Annotated in this window: 16 protein-coding genes; all 16 read left to right on the forward strand. The window is 36.1% G+C overall.

The genetic code is table 11. The features are described from left to right. The first annotated feature begins 12 nt into the window (after window positions 1-12). Complete coding sequence (gene gpr / locus AM499_RS03110; protein ID WP_053588827.1) at window positions 13-1,029, forward strand: GPR endopeptidase; 1,017 nt, start codon at window positions 13-15, stop codon at window positions 1,027-1,029. Between the two features lie 102 nt (window positions 1,030-1,131). After that, window positions 1,132-1,926, forward strand: coding sequence for a stage II sporulation protein P (spoIIP, locus tag AM499_RS03115; RefSeq protein ID WP_053588828.1), 795 nt, complete (start codon window positions 1,132-1,134; stop codon window positions 1,924-1,926). A gap of 240 nt (window positions 1,927-2,166) precedes the next feature. Next, window positions 2,167-3,996 (forward strand): translation elongation factor 4, encoded by a 1,830-nt coding sequence (gene lepA / locus AM499_RS03120; RefSeq protein WP_053588829.1) that lies wholly within the window; start codon window positions 2,167-2,169, stop codon window positions 3,994-3,996. Window positions 3,997-4,690: 694 nt separating this feature from the next. Next, on the forward strand, window positions 4,691-5,824 hold the full coding sequence (gene hemW, locus AM499_RS03125; RefSeq protein ID WP_053592079.1) for a radical SAM family heme chaperone HemW: 1,134 nt from the start codon (window positions 4,691-4,693) through the stop codon (window positions 5,822-5,824). Between the two features lie 96 nt (window positions 5,825-5,920). Beyond that, on the forward strand, window positions 5,921-6,958 hold the full coding sequence (hrcA, locus tag AM499_RS03130; RefSeq protein WP_053588830.1) for a heat-inducible transcriptional repressor HrcA: 1,038 nt from the start codon (window positions 5,921-5,923) through the stop codon (window positions 6,956-6,958). Between the two features lie 14 nt (window positions 6,959-6,972). After that, window positions 6,973-7,527 carry a nucleotide exchange factor GrpE gene (gene grpE, locus AM499_RS03135; protein WP_053588831.1) on the forward strand — a complete coding sequence of 185 codons (555 nt, stop codon included), beginning with the start codon at window positions 6,973-6,975 and terminating at the stop codon, window positions 7,525-7,527. A 46-nt stretch (window positions 7,528-7,573) separates the two neighbouring features. Next, window positions 7,574-9,403, forward strand: a complete 1,830-nt coding sequence (gene dnaK, locus AM499_RS03140; RefSeq protein ID WP_053588832.1) for a molecular chaperone DnaK — start codon at window positions 7,574-7,576, stop codon at window positions 9,401-9,403. 169 nt (window positions 9,404-9,572) lie between these two features. Next, window positions 9,573-10,694, forward strand: coding sequence for a molecular chaperone DnaJ (gene dnaJ / locus AM499_RS03145; RefSeq protein WP_053588833.1), 1,122 nt, complete (start codon window positions 9,573-9,575; stop codon window positions 10,692-10,694). Between the two features lie 16 nt (window positions 10,695-10,710). Beyond that, window positions 10,711-11,655, forward strand: coding sequence for a 50S ribosomal protein L11 methyltransferase (prmA, locus tag AM499_RS03150; RefSeq protein WP_053588834.1), 945 nt, complete (start codon window positions 10,711-10,713; stop codon window positions 11,653-11,655). A gap of 10 nt (window positions 11,656-11,665) precedes the next feature. After that, window positions 11,666-12,406 (forward strand): 16S rRNA (uracil(1498)-N(3))-methyltransferase, encoded by a 741-nt coding sequence (locus tag AM499_RS03155; protein ID WP_053588835.1) that lies wholly within the window; start codon window positions 11,666-11,668, stop codon window positions 12,404-12,406. Window positions 12,407-12,421: 15 nt separating this feature from the next. Next, window positions 12,422-13,762 (forward strand): tRNA (N(6)-L-threonylcarbamoyladenosine(37)-C(2))-methylthiotransferase MtaB, encoded by a 1,341-nt coding sequence (gene mtaB / locus AM499_RS03160; protein WP_053588836.1) that lies wholly within the window; start codon window positions 12,422-12,424, stop codon window positions 13,760-13,762. Between the two features lie 93 nt (window positions 13,763-13,855). Continuing rightward, a complete protein-coding gene (deoC, locus tag AM499_RS03165; protein WP_053588837.1) occupies window positions 13,856-14,527 on the forward strand; it encodes a deoxyribose-phosphate aldolase in 672 nt (223 codons plus the stop codon). A 103-nt stretch (window positions 14,528-14,630) separates the two neighbouring features. After that, window positions 14,631-14,804, forward strand: a complete 174-nt coding sequence (rpsU, locus tag AM499_RS03170) for a 30S ribosomal protein S21 (RefSeq protein WP_004227078.1) — start codon at window positions 14,631-14,633, stop codon at window positions 14,802-14,804. Between the two features lie 162 nt (window positions 14,805-14,966). Next, window positions 14,967-16,295 (forward strand): NfeD family protein, encoded by a 1,329-nt coding sequence (locus tag AM499_RS03175; protein ID WP_053588838.1) that lies wholly within the window; start codon window positions 14,967-14,969, stop codon window positions 16,293-16,295. Between the two features lie 11 nt (window positions 16,296-16,306). Continuing rightward, window positions 16,307-17,293: a flotillin-like protein FloA gene (gene floA, locus AM499_RS03180; RefSeq protein WP_156316844.1), complete on the forward strand. Its 987-nt coding sequence runs from the start codon at window positions 16,307-16,309 to the stop codon at window positions 17,291-17,293. A 26-nt stretch (window positions 17,294-17,319) separates the two neighbouring features. Further along, a complete protein-coding gene (locus AM499_RS03185; RefSeq protein ID WP_053588840.1) occupies window positions 17,320-17,736 on the forward strand; it encodes a hypothetical protein in 417 nt (138 codons plus the stop codon). Window positions 17,737-17,757: the final 21 nt, after the last annotated feature.

The following is a 17,757-nucleotide window of genomic DNA, read 5'->3' on the forward strand; positions in this document are numbered from 1 at the left end:
GAGGTGATTTATATGTGGGGAAGAACAGATCTTTTAGATGAAACGGAAGAAATGGTACAACACAAAACGAAAACTCAAAAAGAGACATTAAGTAATTCAGAAGGAATAAAGTTTGACGAAAGTCGAAGCGGCGCAGTCTTAATAACTTCAATAGAAGTAAATGAACAAGGTGAGAAAAAAATAGGCAAGAAAAAAGGAAAATATATTACGCTTACAGATCTGACGGTGAATCCAGAAGTTGAGGAAAGTTTTGAAGCCTTGGAAAAAATGTTTTTAGAGAAGCTTGACGAGATGCATCAAGGATTAAATTTATCAAATTCTTCTAAAGTGTTAATAATTGGACTAGGAAATTCTACAATAACTCCAGATGCTATTGGACCAAAGGCAATTGAATACTTACAAGGTTCCTCTCTATCCCAAAAATCAGAAAACGTAAAGGTAGTAATGTATGCTCCAGGAGTAACTGGTCAGACAGGTTTTGAGACAAGTGACTTTATAGAAGCTATTAGCAAAGCATTTCAGCCGGATTTGATAATTGTGATAGATGCACTTGCAGCAAGAAATAGCGAACGACTTTGCAAAACGATTCAGCTGACGAATACAGGTATTCATCCTGGATCGGGAGTCGGTAATCAACGAAAAGAAGTATCAGAAGAGGTTTATGGTGTTCCAGTAACTGCAATTGGGATACCAATGGTGGTCGATGGTCCAGTCTTATATGCAGATGCGATGGAAAATGTTATACATTATATTGCATCTAAAGTAGAGGAAAAAAGTAGACCTTCCTCAGCACTTGCTGTTACCCCTATGGTGTCTAGCAAAAAATCGACTCTGGATAAAACGGTTTTACAACCGATATTTGGAGAATGGGTGACATGGTCCACGGATGAAAAAAGAAAATTGTTTGAAGAAGTGTTCGTAGGAAAAAATTCTTCTTTATTTGTGACTCCGAAAGAGACGGACGCATGGGTTGAGCAGTACGCTTATTTATTATCTAATGGAATTGAAAATTGGATTTCAAGCAGATAATTAGCGCGACTTTTATTCTTAAGGAATCTTCTTAATTACAGTTGCATAGTAGTTCTAAAAATACTCTCCTCAACATACGATTGTTTGAGGAGAGTGGAAATTATGGCTAATTCCCTTAAGAATTTAACAAGCATTTTAATACTATTATTTTTAGCTCCCATTGTGATCGCTACAATCCAAACACCTCTTGTTACGCAACAACCCGAAGAAAAGAAAAAAGAGGAAACACCAATTGTCTATGCGGCACAGCTGGAATCACCACCAATTGTTTCAGAAATTACTGATCCTAAAAAAGCATTTGTGTATTTTACTCATTACCAAGAAGCATACCAGCCTATACTTGCGGCAAAAGGAGAGAAGGTTTCAGTTTATCATCCTGAAAGTAATATAACTACCTTTCAAGAACAACTCACAGCTCAATTTGCATTCCACCAAGTAGAATCAGAGTTTTTGGATGACTATAATAAGCAAGAAATAAAAGACTATCATACGATTCGCCCATTTGTTCAAAATGCCTTAGCTCATAATAAGTATGATATTATTCTTGATATTCACAGAGACTCAATGAAAGCGAATGTAACGACTCTTAAGGTCGGCGAAGAAAGCTATGCTAAATTTATTTTTGTAATTGGAGCGGAGCATGACAACTACCGATGGAATGAGCAGTTAGCTAATAATCTCTCTGATCAATTAAATAAATTAGTTCCTGGAATATCACGAGGGGTTTTGGTTAAATCAGGGAAGGGTGTAGATGGCGTTTACAACCAAGACCTTGCCAAAAATCTTCTTGTGGTCGAACTCGGAGGCGTCGATAATAATGAACAAGAAATTAATCGTTCCATCGCTATATTAGCGAAAGCTATTTCTAATATGTTTTACGAACCGATAGCATCTTAAAGTACCAAGAGATTGAGCTTATAGCTTAATCTCTTTTTTACTTGATTGTTTTACTAACAGCTTTTTGATAAGATTATATTCTGGCAAAAATAATTTTAAAGGTAACATATCCATAGAATTTTTACTTTGGAAAGTTTACATACAAGAAATACATAATTATTTAACAGACATATTTGTAATTCGTTACGAAAAAGGTTTTGTCTGTTATAATTCTTAGTAGTTTAATTAGGAGTGAACAAGATGAATCATGAACAGAGAATGGATCGACAAAAAAAGATTCGTAACTTTTCGATTATAGCCCATATTGACCACGGAAAATCAACTTTGGCAGATCGTATTTTAGAAAAGACGCAAACTTTAACTTCACGCGAGATGAAAGACCAGTTACTCGATTCCATGGATTTGGAGCGTGAAAGAGGTATAACGATTAAATTGAATGCGGTGCAACTGACATACAATGCAAAAGATGGAGAAGAATATATATTTCATCTAATTGATACACCAGGACATGTCGATTTCACATACGAGGTTTCTAGAAGCTTAGCTGCTTGTGAAGGAGCCATCTTAGTTGTGGACGCAGCTCAAGGTATCGAAGCACAAACTCTTGCAAATGTGTATCTAGCATTAGACAATGATTTAGAGATTCTACCGGTTATCAATAAAATCGATTTACCTGCTGCTGATCCTGAGCGTGTTAGAAATGAAGTTGAAGAAGTTATAGGATTAGATGCATCCGAAGCTGTTCTAGCTTCTGCTAAAGCAGGGATAGGTATAGAAGATATTCTGGAGCAAATAGTAGAAAAAGTGCCAGCACCATCTGGAGATCCTGCAGCCCCATTAAAAGCGCTTATTTTTGACTCGTTATTCGACCCTTATCGCGGTGTAATTGTTTATATTCGTATTATGGAAGGTACTGTAAAACCAGGAGATACGATAAAAATGATGTCTTCTGGTAAAGAATTTGAAGTAGTTGAAACAGGGGTTTTTACACCAAAATCTACTATGCGTTCAGAGTTGACTGTTGGGGACGTAGGTTTCTTAACAGCGTCCATGAAACATGTTGGCGATTCAAGTGTAGGGGATACAATCACTTTAGCTTCGAACCCTGCTTCTGAACCACTTGCTGGATATCGAAAAATGAATCCTATGGTTTTCTGTGGTTTATACCCAATTGATAACGCAAAATATGTTGATTTACGGGATGCCCTAGAAAAATTACAACTTAATGACTCAGCTTTAGAGTTTGAACCAGAAACTTCACAAGCACTTGGATTTGGATATCGTTGTGGATTCTTAGGACTGCTTCATATGGAAATTATTCAAGAACGTATTGAGCGTGAATTTAAAATAGATTTAATCACGACAGCACCTAGTGTTATTTACGATGTTAAGTTGACCAATGGAGAAACGATTAAAGTAGACAACCCATCTATGATGCCAGATGTCCAAAAAGTAGATACAATTGAAGAACCATACGTTAAAGCTTCTATTATGGTCCCTGAAGATTATGTGGGATCTGTAATGGAGTTATGTCAACGAAAACGTGGGAATTTTATCACGATGGATTTCTTATCTAAAGCTCGGGTTAATATTATTTATGAAATTCCTTTATCTGAGATTGTATACGATTTCTTTGATGCTTTAAAATCAAGTACAAAGGGTTATGCATCTTTTGATTATGAACTGATTGGATACAAAGAATCTAAACTAGTTAAAATGGACATTCTTTTAAATAGCGAGAAAGTCGACGCATTAAGTTTTATCGTTCATAAAGATTTTGCTTATGAACGTGGAAAAGTAATTGTTGAAAAGTTAAAAGCGCTTATTCCTAGACAACAGTTTGAGGTTCCAGTTCAGGCAGCGATTGGTCAAAAGATTGTTGCACGTTCAACGATCAAATCAATCGGCAAAAACGTTTTAGCAAAATGTTATGGTGGAGATATCTCACGTAAACGAAAACTTCTTGAGAAACAAAAAGAAGGTAAAAAACGTATGAAACAAGTAGGTTCAGTAGAAGTACCACAGGAAGCATTTATGGCTGTTCTGAAGATGGATGAGCCTAATAAGTAATTGATTAAAGGGATAAGAATAAAATTCTTTTGAAATTAATATTTTTCAATGAATTTGCCACCGCTTGTATTTTTCGGTGGCAAATTTTTTTCATTTTAGACTAAATAAACATATGCATTGAAAAAAGGACCTAATTAGGTTCATTCGGACTGTAGACAAACTCTAAGGTTTTTAAGTTTATCTATAGTCTTTTTTCTTTTAAAATAAAAAATGTCATAAATAGTAATAGGATTTCCGCTCCGGGCGGACGCTTTCCGCGGGCGGGGCCGAGCCGCTTCCTTCGCAAAGCTCAGTCCAGGGTCTCGACTGTCCCGCTTTTCCCGCTGGAGTCGCCGCCTCCGCTAAGGATCTAATTAAAAACACACAATACTTGAGTAGTGATGGATTATGACGTTAACAGTTTCTAACGATTAACCAACTAGTTCCAAATACGATCGTCCTAGTGTCGACCAAGTAATCTTATTTAAGATGACATTCATTCAATTTGTGTTCGGCATCCATTCCATTCGCCAAACGAACATGACGTGTCACTAGTTCTTACGGTTTGTTAGATTTAATAAAATACGATACAATACAATATGAAAGTGCTCGTCTATGAAGCATTTATGGCTTTTTTAAATGGACTAGCCAAATAAATACCAAAGGTAAGGAGGCTTTTGCCTCCTTTTTCCTTTTATAGAAAGTGGTGTATCCTATGGTACGTGGCGTTTATCTCCACATTCCTTTCTGTCATCAGATATGCAATTATTGCGATTTTAATAAATTTTTCTTTCATAACCAACCAGTAGATGAATACATCGAATCCATAGGTAAAGAAATGCACTTATGGGAAGAACAATTAAATGGATCCCAAATTGAAACTATTTTTATTGGAGGAGGAACTCCGACCTCTTTATCTGAATCTCAATTAGAGCGTTTATTTACTTTCATCCATCAATACATTCCAATGGATGGAGTAATTGAATTTACTTCAGAAGCTAATCCTGATGAATTAACTTTTGAGAAAATGCAACTTATGCGACAGTTTGGAGTAAATAGATTAAGTATGGGTGTCCAAACGTTTGATCAAGAATTATTGAAGGTCCTTGGAAGAACTCATTCTAACGAACATGTCTATGAAGTAATAGAAAATGCAAAGAAAATTGATTTTCCGTCTATTAGTATTGATTTGATGTATGGATTGCCAAATCAAACAATGGAGCAATGGCAAAATTCATTGCAACTGGCAAACAGCCTTAACATTCCACATATTTCGGCCTATTCTTTATTGGTAGAGCCTAAAACGATTTTTTATAACTTGATGTCAAAAGGCAAACTTTCATTACCAGGAGAAGACCTGGAAGCAAAAATGTATGGGTATTTGTTGGATGAAATGACGAAACAAGGGTATAACCAATATGAGATTAGTAATTTTGCGAAGGAAGGAAAAGAATCTAAGCATAATTTGATTTACTGGGATAATGATGAATACATTGGTCTTGGAGCAGGAGCACATGGTTATGCAAATGGCATTCGGTACTCTAACCACGGTCCACTAAAAAAATATATGAATATGATCGAACAAAATGAAAAACCTATCATGTTGCAAAAAGAAGTAACTTCTATCGAAAAGATGGAAGAGGAAATGTTTTTAGGTTTACGAAAAAATGCTGGAGTTTCGATAGATAGATTTAATCATCGATATAGTCAATCAATTCAAAAGGTATATGGAAAAGAAATAGAGGAACTAAAACAAAAAGGATTCATCATTATTGAAAATGGTCATGTGAAATTAACACGACGTGGACGATTTGTTGGAAATGAAGTATTTCAGTATTTTCTTCAATAAACCAAATCATATTCATTGACAGTTTTCTTTAGATTTGATACCTTTTATATGAGTATTAGCACTCTCATAGAACGAGTGCTAACAGAGGTGATAATCATGCTAACTAATCGGCAATTATTAATATTGCAAGTAACGGTAGATGATTTTATTGAAACCGCTCAACCAGTTGGATCTCGTCAGATTTCGAAAAAGGAGGAAGTTCCATATAGTCCTGCTACTATTCGAAATGATATGGCAGATCTTGAAGATATGGGATATTTAGAAAAAACACATACTTCGTCTGGTCGTGTACCGTCAGAAAAAGGGTACCGTTACTATGTAGACAATATGTTAACTCCACAACGAATATCGAAAGATGAGATTAAGCAAATTCGTTCGGTCTTTGAAGAAAGAATGGTGGAGACGGAGCAAATCATTCGGAAGTCAGCAAATATCTTGTCTGAACTGACGAATTACACCTCCATATTATTAGGGTTGGATGTTCGAAAGCATCGAGTAAAACGCTTTTCAATTGTGCCACTTTCAGAAGATTCGGCTGTTGCCATTATCGTCACAGATAGCGGACACGTTGAAAATCGAGTATTTTCTATTCCTGAAAGCTATAATACATCGGACATTGAACGAATGGTTAATTTGTTAAATGACAGCTTAATAGGAGTACATGTACATGAGGTTCCTATGAAATTAGAGTCTGTTACAAGCACGTTATTAAAACAAAGAGTCGGGCATTTTAACAATCTCCTTAGTTCATTGAACAAAGCGATGACGATAGAGCAGAAGGATAAAGTATACTACGGTGGAAAAATGCAACTGTTAAATCAACCAGAATTTAATGATTTAGAAAAAGCTCGTAGTATAATGTACTTGATGGATCATGTAAACCAAATACCTAGTATTTTTCCTGTTGATAAAAAAGGAATTCAGATAAGAATAGGATCTGAAAATAATCACCTCGCAATGGAGGACTGTAGCGTTATAACAGCTTCCTATGGAATAGGAGATGAACAGATGGGATCAATCGCAATTATTGGTCCTACACGTATGGATTATAAGCGTGTAGTTTCTTTACTGGATGTAATGAGTACTGATTTATCAAGAGAACTATCTAGAATATTACGTGGTCATCATGGATAAGGAGAGTTGTGGACATGTCAAAACAAAAAGATGAAATCGTAGAAGAAAGTCTAGAAGTAGAATCAAATGAAAATAACGAAGAACTAGCTAACGAAGAAAGTGTGGAAGAAGTAGTTGAAGTAGACGAACTCACACTTGTTAAACAACAATTAGAGGAAGAACAAGATAAAGCGATCCGTTTAAGAGCAGACTTCGAAAATTATAAACGAAGAGTTCAATTAGACAAAGAATCAGATTATAAATACCGCGCTCAATCTGTTCTAACAGATATTTTACCGGTACTTGATAATTTTGAACGTGCACTTGCAGTTAACGTAACATCGGAAGAGGCTGTGTCTTTAGTAAAAGGTGTAGAAATGGTATATCGCACTTTACTTGATGCAGTTGGGAAAGAAGGCCTTGAAGTAATTGAGGCAGAAGGTATTCCATTCAATCCAAACTTCCATCAGGCGGTAATGCAAGAAAAGGACGATTCAAAAGAGTCAGGAATCGTGCTTCAAGAATTACAAAAAGGGTATAAGTTAAAAGATAGAATACTGCGACCTACTATGGTTAAGGTAAACGAATAACAATCGATACTAACTTATATCAGTTATAAATTAGGAGGAAAAATATATGTCTAAAATTATTGGTATTGACTTAGGAACAACAAACTCATGTGTATCTGTACTAGAAGGCGGAGAACCAAAAGTAATTCCGAATCCAGAAGGTAATCGTACAACTCCATCTGTTGTAGCATTTAAAAATGGTGAAAAACAAGTTGGGGAAGTAGCTAAACGTCAATCTATTACAAATCCAAATACAATTTCATCTGTTAAACGTTTAATGGGTACAAATGAAAAAGTAACTGCCGAAGATAAAGAATATACTCCACAAGAAGTATCTGCAATGATTCTTCAATACTTAAAAGGTTTTGCTGAAGATTACTTAGGTGAAAAAGTAACGAAAGCTGTTATTACAGTTCCTGCATATTTTAATGATGCTGAACGTCAAGCTACAAAAGATGCTGGTCGTATCGCAGGTCTTGAAGTTGAACGTATTATTAACGAACCAACTGCTGCAGCGCTAGCTTATGGGCTAGATAAAATGGATCATGATGAAAAAATACTTGTGTACGATTTAGGTGGAGGTACATTTGACGTATCTATCCTAGAACTTGGTGATGGAGTATTTGAAGTATTAGCTACAGCTGGTGATAATCGTCTTGGTGGGGATGACTTTGACCAAGTAATAATGGATTATTTAGTTCAAGAATTCAAAAAAGATAATGGTGTTGACTTATCTCAAGATAAAATGGCTGTTCAACGTCTAAAAGACGCTGCAGAAAAAGCGAAAAAAGACTTGTCAGGTGTAACATCTACACAAATCTCTCTTCCTTTCATTACTGCAGGGGAAGCTGGACCACTTCACTTAGAAGTAACAATGACTCGTGCAAAATTTGATGATTTAACAGCTCATTTAGTAGAGCGTACAATGGTACCTACTCGTCAAGCGCTAAAAGATGCTGGTCTAAATTCATCTCAAATTGATAAAGTTATTCTTGTAGGTGGTTCTACTCGTATTCCTGCTGTACAAGATGCAATTAAAAAAGAAACTGGTAAAGAACCACATAAAGGTGTTAACCCAGATGAAGTAGTAGCAATGGGTGCTGCTGTTCAAGGTGGAGTATTAACTGGAGATGTGAAAGACGTTGTTCTTCTTGACGTTACACCTCTTTCATTAGGTATTGAAACAATGGGTGGGGTTTTCACAAAACTAATTGAACGTAATACAACAATCCCAACATCAAAATCTCAAGTTTTCTCTACAGCTGCTGATAACCAACCTGCTGTTGATATTCATGTTTTACAAGGTGAACGTCCAATGGCGACAGATAACAAAACACTTGGTCGATTCCAACTTGCGGATATTCCACCAGCACCACGTGGAGTTCCACAAATTGAAGTAACATTTGATATCGATAAAAACGGTATCGTAAATGTTAAAGCAAAAGATTTAGGAACACAAAAAGAACAAAACATTACAATTCAATCTAATTCTTCACTTTCCGATGAAGAGATTGAACGTATGGTAAAAGAAGCAGAAGCAAATGCAGAAGCAGATAAAGCTCGTAAAGAAGAAGCAGAAGTTAAAAATGAAGCAGATCAACTAGTATTCATGACAGAAAAAACATTAAAAGATCTAGAAGATAAAGTATCTGAAGAAGAGAAAAAATCTGCCGAAGATGCAAAAGAAGAGTTAAAAGCAGCATTAGAAGCTGGTAACTTAGAAGACATTAAAACTAAAAAAGATAAATTAAACGAAATCGTTCAACAACTTACAATGAAACTTTACGAACAAGCACAAGCAGAAGCTGCTAATGCAGGTCAAGCAGATAGCGGTCAAGCTGACGATGGTGTAGTAGATGCTGAATTTGAAGAAGTAAAAGACGATAAAGATAAGTAAGACCAGATAGACAAGTAATGTAAGTGGTGGGGAAAAGTCAAAGACCGAATTCGGCTTTGGCTTTTCTTACTGTTTAGCTTAGAAACGACAAATAAGTTTTTTGCTATTCGGATTTTGTCCATGTTACAATAATCTTTATGTGTAGGTTAACAGAGCAGGAGAGTGAACTATGAATAAACGTGATTATTATGAAGTGCTTGGTTTATCAAAAAGTGCTTCACAAGATGAGATTAAAAAAGCATATCGTAAGCTTTCCAAACAATATCACCCTGATATTAATAAAGAAGCAAACGCAGAGGAAAAGTTTAAAGAGATTTCGGAAGCTTATGAAGTGTTAAGTGATGATCAAAAACGTGCGCAATATGATCAATTTGGTCATGCTGGTCCAAACCAAGGCTTTGGTGGTTTTGGTGGTGGAGCAGACGGTTTTGGCTTTGAAGATATTTTCAGTTCATTTTTTGGAGGGGGTGGCTCTCGCCGTCGTGATCCAAACGCTCCAAGAAAAGGAAATGACCTTCAATATTCTATGACCATCGAGTTTGAAGAAGCAGTTTTTGGTAAAGAAACAGAAATAGAAATTTCAAAAGAAGAAAATTGTGATACTTGCTCAGGTACTGGGGCAAAACCAGGAACACATCCAGAAACATGTACGCATTGTAATGGTGCAGGTCAAGTGAATGTGACCCAAGATACACCATTTGGCCGTATACAAACTAAACGCACATGTAATCACTGTCATGGAACTGGTAAGATGATTAAAGATAAATGTTCAACATGTCATGGAAAAGGTACTGTCAATAAACGCAAAAAAATTAAAGTCACAATTCCAGCCGGAGTTGATGATGGTCAACAACTTCGCGTAAGTGGTCAAGGGGAACCAGGTGTAAATGGTGGTCCTGCTGGAGACTTATATATTGTATTCCGTGTTAAAGCTGATCCTCGTTTCGAACGAGATGGCGATGATATTTATTATGAATTACCATTAACTTATGCCCAAGCAGCTTTAGGTGATGAAATTGAAGTGCCTACTGTACAAGGGAAAGTGAAATTAAAGATTCCGACAGGAACTCAATCACAAACGAAATTCCGTTTAAAAGGAAAAGGCGTGAAAAATGTTCATGGTTACGGAGTCGGAGATCAACACGTTATCGTTAAAGTAATCACTCCTAAAAAATTGACAGAAAAACAAAAACAACTACTTCGTGAATTTGCTGAGATTAGTGGGGACATTCCAGAAGAGCAAGGTAGTTCGTTATTTGATAAAATAAAAAGAACGATAAAAGGTGAATAAAGGAGTTGTGCGCAGGGTGAAATGGTCTGAACTATCTATTCATACGACAATTGAAGCAGTAGACGCTGTGAGTAATATTTTGCATGAAGCTGGTGCGAGTGGGGTAGTCATTGAAGACTCAGAGGAATTAGTTAGAGAAAGAGAAGATCGATTCGGTGAAATCTATAATTTAAATCCAGAAGATTTCCCTGTTGACGGGGTTCGTGTAAAAGCTTATTTAGCAGAGACTAGCTTTCTATTAGAAACGGTAGAAGAGATCAAGCTTGCGATTAATAACTTACAAAATTTTAATATCGATATTGGACACAATATTGTTACTGTGCAAGAAGTGGATGAGGAAGATTGGGCAACTGCTTGGAAAAAATACTATCATCCTGTAAAAATATCCAATCGATTTACAATCGTACCGACTTGGGAAGATTATGAACGAGTTAGTACAGATGAGTTAATAATTGAATTAGATCCAGGAATGGCTTTTGGAACAGGTACTCACCCTACAACAGTTATGTGCCTTCAAGCTTTAGAAAAAACTGTCCAACCGAATTCAAAAGTGATAGATGTAGGAACTGGGTCTGGGGTACTCTCAATTGGAGCAGCTAAACTTGGCGCAACATCTATACATGCACTTGATTTGGACGAAGTGGCTGTAGCTTCTGCAAAAGAAAATATCACAATTAATAATGTAGACCATGTGGTAAAGGTAACGCATGGTAATTTACTTGATAGTGTAAATGAGCAGGCAGATATTGTAGTTGCAAATATTTTAGCTGAAATTATTATGACGTTTACAGATGACGCCTTTTCTATTGTCAAAGATGGAGGCTTGTATATTACCTCAGGTATAATCTCTGCCAAAAAAGAAGATGTGAAAAATGCTTTGCAAAAATCTGGCTTTGAAATTGAAGAAGTGATGATGATGGAAGATTGGGTAACAATCATTTCAAAAAAACCGCTTCTATAAGGAGATTGTTATGCAACGTTATTTTACGGATGAACCAATAAATGATAATAATTTGATTACAATAACCGGCGAGGATGCGCATCATATGATACAAGTGATGCGCATGTCACCCGGAGATCAAGTATATGTAGTCGCGGAAAACTTTACTTATACGATGAAAATCATAGAGGGGACTTCAAAGGCAGTCGTTTTGCAAATAGTCGATAAGCAAACTAGTTCAAACGAAATGCCTATTAAAGTTTCCATAGTATGTGGCTTACCTAAAGGTGATAAGTTAGAATTGATTTCTCAAAAAGCAACAGAACTTGGAATGCATACACTCTATCCATATGAAGCGAAAAGGTCAATTGTGAAATGGGACAAACAAAAAAACGAAAAGAAGCTCGTTCGTTTGCAAAAGATTGCGAAAGAAGCAGCTGAACAATCGCATCGTTCTAGAATACCAACTATACATAGCCCTATTAACTTAAATGAACTTTTAGAAATTGCCCAAAAATACGATGTGAAGTTTGTTGCAGATGAAGAAGATGCAAAACACGAGCAACGTCAAAAGTTTGCTGAGCAATTAAAAAAGGTGTATGATAAAAAATCGATACTTATTGTATTTGGTCCCGAAGGTGGATTAGATCGCTCTGAAGTAAAAGTCTTACTAGAAAATGATTTTCAACCAATTTCACTTGGACCAAGAATTTTAAGAACTGAAACTGCCCCGTTATATGCACTTGCTGCAATTTCCTATGAATATGAATGAAAGAGGTGTAAGGATATGTCATCCGTAGCATTCCATACATTAGGCTGTAAAGTTAATCATTACGAAACAGAGGCTATATGGCAATTATTTAAAGAAAATGGTTATGAACGCACTGATTTTGAAAAACAATCAGATGTATATGTTATCAATACTTGTACAGTAACTAATACAGGCGATAAAAAAAGTCGTCAAGTAATACGTCGAGCAATTCGTCAAAATCCTGATGCTGTAATCTGTGTTACTGGTTGTTATGCACAAACTTCACCAGCAGAGATAATGGCAATTCCTGGTGTAGATATTGTAGTGGGAACACAAGAACGAACAAAAATGCTAGATTATATTGAACAATATAAGTCTGAACGAACTCCTATTAATGCAGTAGGAAACATAATGAAGAATCGAGTATATGAAGAGTTGGACGTCCCTTCATTCACAGATCGCACGCGTGCTTCCCTTAAAATACAGGAAGGCTGTAATAATTTTTGTACTTTTTGCATTATCCCATGGGCTCGTGGCCTCATGAGATCACGTAACCCAGAAGAAGTAGTTCACCAAGCTCAACAGCTAGTGGATGCAGGTTATTTAGAAATTGTATTAACAGGCATTCATACAGGTGGATATGGAGAAGATTTAAAAGATTATAATTTGGCACAGCTTTTAAGAGACATTGAAAATAATGTAAAAGGATTAAAACGTCTTCGTATTAGTTCAATCGAAGCAAGCCAATTATCGGATGAAGTAATTGATGTGTTGAGAGATTCAAAAATTGTTGTGAGACATTTGCATATCCCTATACAATCCGGTTCAGATACTGTTTTAAAAAGAATGCGTAGAAAATATACAATGGAGTTTTTCGCAAATCGTTTAGACCGATTAAGAGAGGCTTTACCTGATTTAGCTATTACTTCTGATGTAATTGTAGGTTTTCCAGGTGAAACAGAAGAAGAATTTATGGAAACATATGATTTTATTCGTGACCAAAAATTCTCTGAACTTCATGTTTTCCCGTATTCTAAGCGGACAGGTACACCTGCTGCAAGAATGGAAGATCAAGTAGAAGAAGAAGTGAAGAATGAGCGTGTGCATCGTTTAATTACATTAAATGATCAACTTGCAGTAGAATATGCTTCTCGATTTGAAGGTGAAGTATTAGAGATTATCCCAGAAGAAAAATATAAATTGGATTCAGATTCAAATTTGTATGAAGGTTATACAGATAATTATTTAAAAGTTGTCATTCCTGGATCTGAAGATTTGATTGGAAAATTAGTTCGTGTGAAAATTACAAAGGCTGGCTATCCTTATAACGAAGGACAATTTGTACGTGTGCTAGACCAAATAGAAGAGTTAGTATAATAAAAAAAGTCAGTGAATTTTATCTCACTGGCTTTTTTTCATAATCTCTATTATGATTAAGAGGTACGGACAACTGCCGAGAGGGGAATACAAATGACACAAAATATTGCAGCATTAATTGATCATACATTATTAAAACAAAATGCTACAAAAGAACAGATTGAAAAATTATGTGAGGAAGCTAAAACATATACATTTGCATCAGTATGTGTAAATCCTACTTGGGTTGAACTAAGCGCAAAACTTTTACAGGATAGTCCAGTTAAAGTATGTACAGTGATTGGGTTTCCACTAGGTGCAAGCACTACTGAAGTGAAAGCATTTGAAACAAAAAATGCAATTGAGAATGGTGCAGAAGAAATAGATATGGTTATAAATGTAGGTGCATTAAAAGATGCAGACTATGACTTTATCCAAAAAGATATCGCTGCAGTGGTAGAAGCAGCTAAAGGAAAAGCAATTGTGAAAGTTATTTTAGAAACTTGCTTATTAACAAATGAAGAAATTGTAAAAGCAAGTGAAATATCTACAGCAGCTGGAGCAGACTTTGTAAAAACTTCTACCGGATTTTCAACTGGTGGAGCAACAGTTGAAGCTGTTAAACTTATGAGAGATACTGTTGGTCAAGACCTTGGTGTCAAGGCTTCTGGCGGTGTTCGTAGCCTAGAAGATTTACAAGCTATGGTGGATGCAGGTGCTTCTAGAATTGGAGCAAGTTCAGGAGTAGAAATTATGCAAGGTCTAACAAGTAATTCTGATTATTAATTTAGTTGTATGTATTGACCATTTGTAAACAATACGATATAATTTTTTAGTACATAACAACTGGTTATGTACTTGACGTGTGTTCGGAGGGAGGGAAAGAGAGATGTCAAAAACTGTCGTTCGCAAAAACGAATCGCTTGAAGATGCTCTTCGCCGCTTCAAACGTACTGTATCTAAAAGTGGTACAATTCAAGAGGTAAGAAAGCGCGAGTTTTATGAGAAGCCAAGCGTGAAACGTAAAAAGAAATCAGAAGCTGCACGTAAACGTAAGTGGTAAATTAATCCCAACCATCCCTACGTTCAAAACACGTACATTATGATTAAAATTTACAAGTATGTAAACCGAGAAAATTTATTTTCTCGGTTTATTTTTTTTTGAAACTTTTTTCATTCTACTCCGTAAAGTATTATATACATATAGAAGAAGGGAGGTTTAAGGATGAAATTGTTCCGATATATTACTTCAATTTGCTTATTGCTTTTATCATTTTTCATGATTGTTCCTTCTATTACTGCAGACGCTCCGAAAGTTTATAAAATTCCTGTATATAAAGAAGTTGAAAAAGGTTTATATGCTTTTTTAAAAAGATCCATTAATGATGCGGAAGAAGCAGGTGCAGATGCTATTATTTTTGAGATTAATACTCCTGGAGGATTTGTTGATTCTGCGGAAGATATTGTGAATTTACTTGACTCAACCTCTATTCGAAAAATAGCTTATATTAATTCACAAGCACTTTCAGCGGGAGCATATTTAGCACTACATACAGATGAAATATACATGTCTCCAAATGGGACGATGGGTGCGGCAGCTGTAATTGACGGCAGTGGAAATGCTGCAGATGTAAAAGCGAGAAGTGCATGGAAGGCTAAAATGATCAACGCAGCTAACCGAACAGGAAAAAATCCAATATATGCACAAGCGATGGCAGATGAAAGTGTTGACTTACCAGAGTTTAATGCTCCAAAAGGTGAATTGTTAACGCTTACCTCTGCAGATGCATTAAAAGTAAAGTACTCGAATGGAACAGTTAGTTCAATGGAAGAATTACTAGAAGTGACGAAACTAGCGGATGCACAGATTATTGAAACGGAGCAAACGATTACTGAAACAATTGCTAGGTTCATTACTCACCCAATTATAGTACCTATTCTTTTATCTATTGCAAGCTTAGGACTAATAGTAGAGTTGTATTCTCCTGGTTTCGGTGTTGCTGGAACGATGGGACTTGTATCATTAACACTTTTCTTTTTTGGACATTTAGTTGCAGGACTCGCTGGGTACGAAACGATTATCATTTTTGTTATTGGAGTAATCTTATTAATTGCTGAATTCTTTTTGCCCGGAGGAATTAGTGGTATATTAGGGGCAGCTGCTATTATTACTAGTATAATACTAGCAGGAGGCAATATTGTACAAATGAGTATATCTGTTTTAATTGCTTTAACAGTAGCTATAGTGGGAATGGTGATTATAATGAAGTTTTTTGGTAAACAATTAAAAGTATTAAATAAAGTAATTCTCTCGGATGCTACAACTACTGAACAAGGGTATGTTTCCAATGTAAATAGACTTGAGTTAATTGGTAAAGTAGCAGTAACAATGACTCCCCTTAGACCTGCCGGAACGATACGTATAGGTGATGAGCGAATAGATGCAGTTTCTGATGGAAGTTTTGTAGAAAAAAACAAACAAGTTGTTATTATTAAAGTAGAGGGTTCTCGTATAGTTGTACGAGAAATATCTGAAGGGGAGGAAATAGAATGATTAGTGGAAGTATGATTTCTTTAATAATTGTAATCGTTCTGGCATTCATAGTGCTGTCTGTATTTTTTACATTTTTTCCAATCGCATTATGGATTTCAGCACTTGCTGCTGGAGTTAAAATTAGCATATTTACATTAGTAGGTATGAGGTTACGTCGAGTTATACCTTCTCGTATCGTAAATCCGCTTATTAAAGCACATAAAGCAGGTTTGAATGTTGCGATAAACCAGTTAGAAAGTCACTATTTAGCTGGTGGTAATGTTGACCGTGTAGTTAACGCATTAATCGCTGCTCACCGAGCGAACATTGCTTTAACATTTGAACGAGCGGCTGCAATTGACTTAGCTGGCCGTGATGTTTTAGAAGCAGTACAAATGTCGGTAAATCCAAAAGTTATTGAAACTCCATTTATTGCAGGGGTTGCTATGAATGGTATCGAGGTAAAAGCAAAGGCTCGAATTACTGTGCGAGCAAACATTGACCGTTTAGTCGGGGGAGCTGGGGAAGAAACAATCGTAGCACGTGTAGGGGAAGGTATTATTAGTACGATCGGTTCCAGCACTAGTCATGAACGTGTTCTAGAAAACCCAGATTTAATTTCGCAAACGGTGTTAGCTAAAGGATTAGATTCAGGAACTGCATTTGAAATTCTATCGATCGATATCGCGGACGTTGATATAGGCAAAAACATCGGTGCTGAACTTCAAACAGAGCAAGCGGAAGCAGATAAGAAAATTGCACAAGCTAAAGCAGAAGAACGTCGTGCAATGGCTGTAGCTTCTGAACAAGAGATGAAAGCGAAAGTAGTTGAAATGCGCTCGAAAGTAGTTGAAGCAGAAGCAGAAGTACCACTTGCAATGGCTGAAGCTTTGCGCGAAGGTAATATTGGTGTGATGGACTATATGAACTATAAAAATATTCAAGCAGACACTACGATGAGAGATTCCATAAGTAAAGTCGGAGGAGAAAAAACTTCTACGGATGAGTTGAAAGACTAAGAAACAATGAATAGGAGGTTTTCTCCTTGGAAAGTATTATTGTCATCATTATAATGGCGATCATTAGTAGTTTGGTTGGAAAGAAAAAGAAGCCAGAGCAAAAGCCTGTCAAACAAACTCAACAACCAATGAAACCAGTAAAAGATAATCCGTTTAAGGATCTTGGCGATTTTGCAAAGGATTTTATGGATGAGCAAAAAAAACAATTGGATAGAAAGTCCCCAGAAGTAAAGAAGGCACCTGTCCTTGTTGAAAAAGTAGAACGAGAAGTTATGAGAAATCAGGGCAAACCTCGATCTACGGGTAGACTTTCCGTTCATCAGGAAAATAAGGAACAAAAAGTATCACAACCGGATATTAATATAATTCCTAATTCCAAAGATGATTTAGTTAAAGCAATTGTGTTCTCTGAAATACTTGCACCACCAAAATCGAGAAGATAACTCATGAACACCCCTTTACAT

This window comes from Bacillus sp. FJAT-22090 (assembly GCF_001278755.1).
Taxonomy (GTDB): domain Bacteria; phylum Bacillota; class Bacilli; order Bacillales_A; family Planococcaceae; genus Psychrobacillus.

What these genes read in the sequence shown, in the direction of transcription:
- hemW (WP_053592079.1), top strand. Translation starts at nt 4,691, where the DNA reads ATGGTACGTGGCGTTTATCTCCACATTCCTTTCTGTCATCAGATATGC.
- deoC (WP_053588837.1), top strand. Translation starts at nt 13,856, where the DNA reads ATGACACAAAATATTGCAGCATTAATTGATCATACATTATTAAAACAA.
- spoIIP (WP_053588828.1), top strand. Translation starts at nt 1,132, where the DNA reads ATGGCTAATTCCCTTAAGAATTTAACAAGCATTTTAATACTATTATTT.
- rpsU (WP_004227078.1), top strand. Translation starts at nt 14,631, where the DNA reads ATGTCAAAAACTGTCGTTCGCAAAAACGAATCGCTTGAAGATGCTCTT.
- grpE (WP_053588831.1), top strand. Translation starts at nt 6,973, where the DNA reads ATGTCAAAACAAAAAGATGAAATCGTAGAAGAAAGTCTAGAAGTAGAA.
- lepA (WP_053588829.1), top strand. Translation starts at nt 2,167, where the DNA reads ATGAATCATGAACAGAGAATGGATCGACAAAAAAAGATTCGTAACTTT.
- AM499_RS03155 (WP_053588835.1), top strand. Translation starts at nt 11,666, where the DNA reads ATGCAACGTTATTTTACGGATGAACCAATAAATGATAATAATTTGATT.
- gpr (WP_053588827.1), top strand. Translation starts at nt 13, where the DNA reads ATGTGGGGAAGAACAGATCTTTTAGATGAAACGGAAGAAATGGTACAA.
- hrcA (WP_053588830.1), top strand. Translation starts at nt 5,921, where the DNA reads ATGCTAACTAATCGGCAATTATTAATATTGCAAGTAACGGTAGATGAT.
- dnaJ (WP_053588833.1), top strand. Translation starts at nt 9,573, where the DNA reads ATGAATAAACGTGATTATTATGAAGTGCTTGGTTTATCAAAAAGTGCT.
- floA (WP_156316844.1), top strand. Translation starts at nt 16,307, where the DNA reads ATGATTTCTTTAATAATTGTAATCGTTCTGGCATTCATAGTGCTGTCT.
- AM499_RS03175 (WP_053588838.1), top strand. Translation starts at nt 14,967, where the DNA reads ATGAAATTGTTCCGATATATTACTTCAATTTGCTTATTGCTTTTATCA.
- dnaK (WP_053588832.1), top strand. Translation starts at nt 7,574, where the DNA reads ATGTCTAAAATTATTGGTATTGACTTAGGAACAACAAACTCATGTGTA.
- mtaB (WP_053588836.1), top strand. Translation starts at nt 12,422, where the DNA reads ATGTCATCCGTAGCATTCCATACATTAGGCTGTAAAGTTAATCATTAC.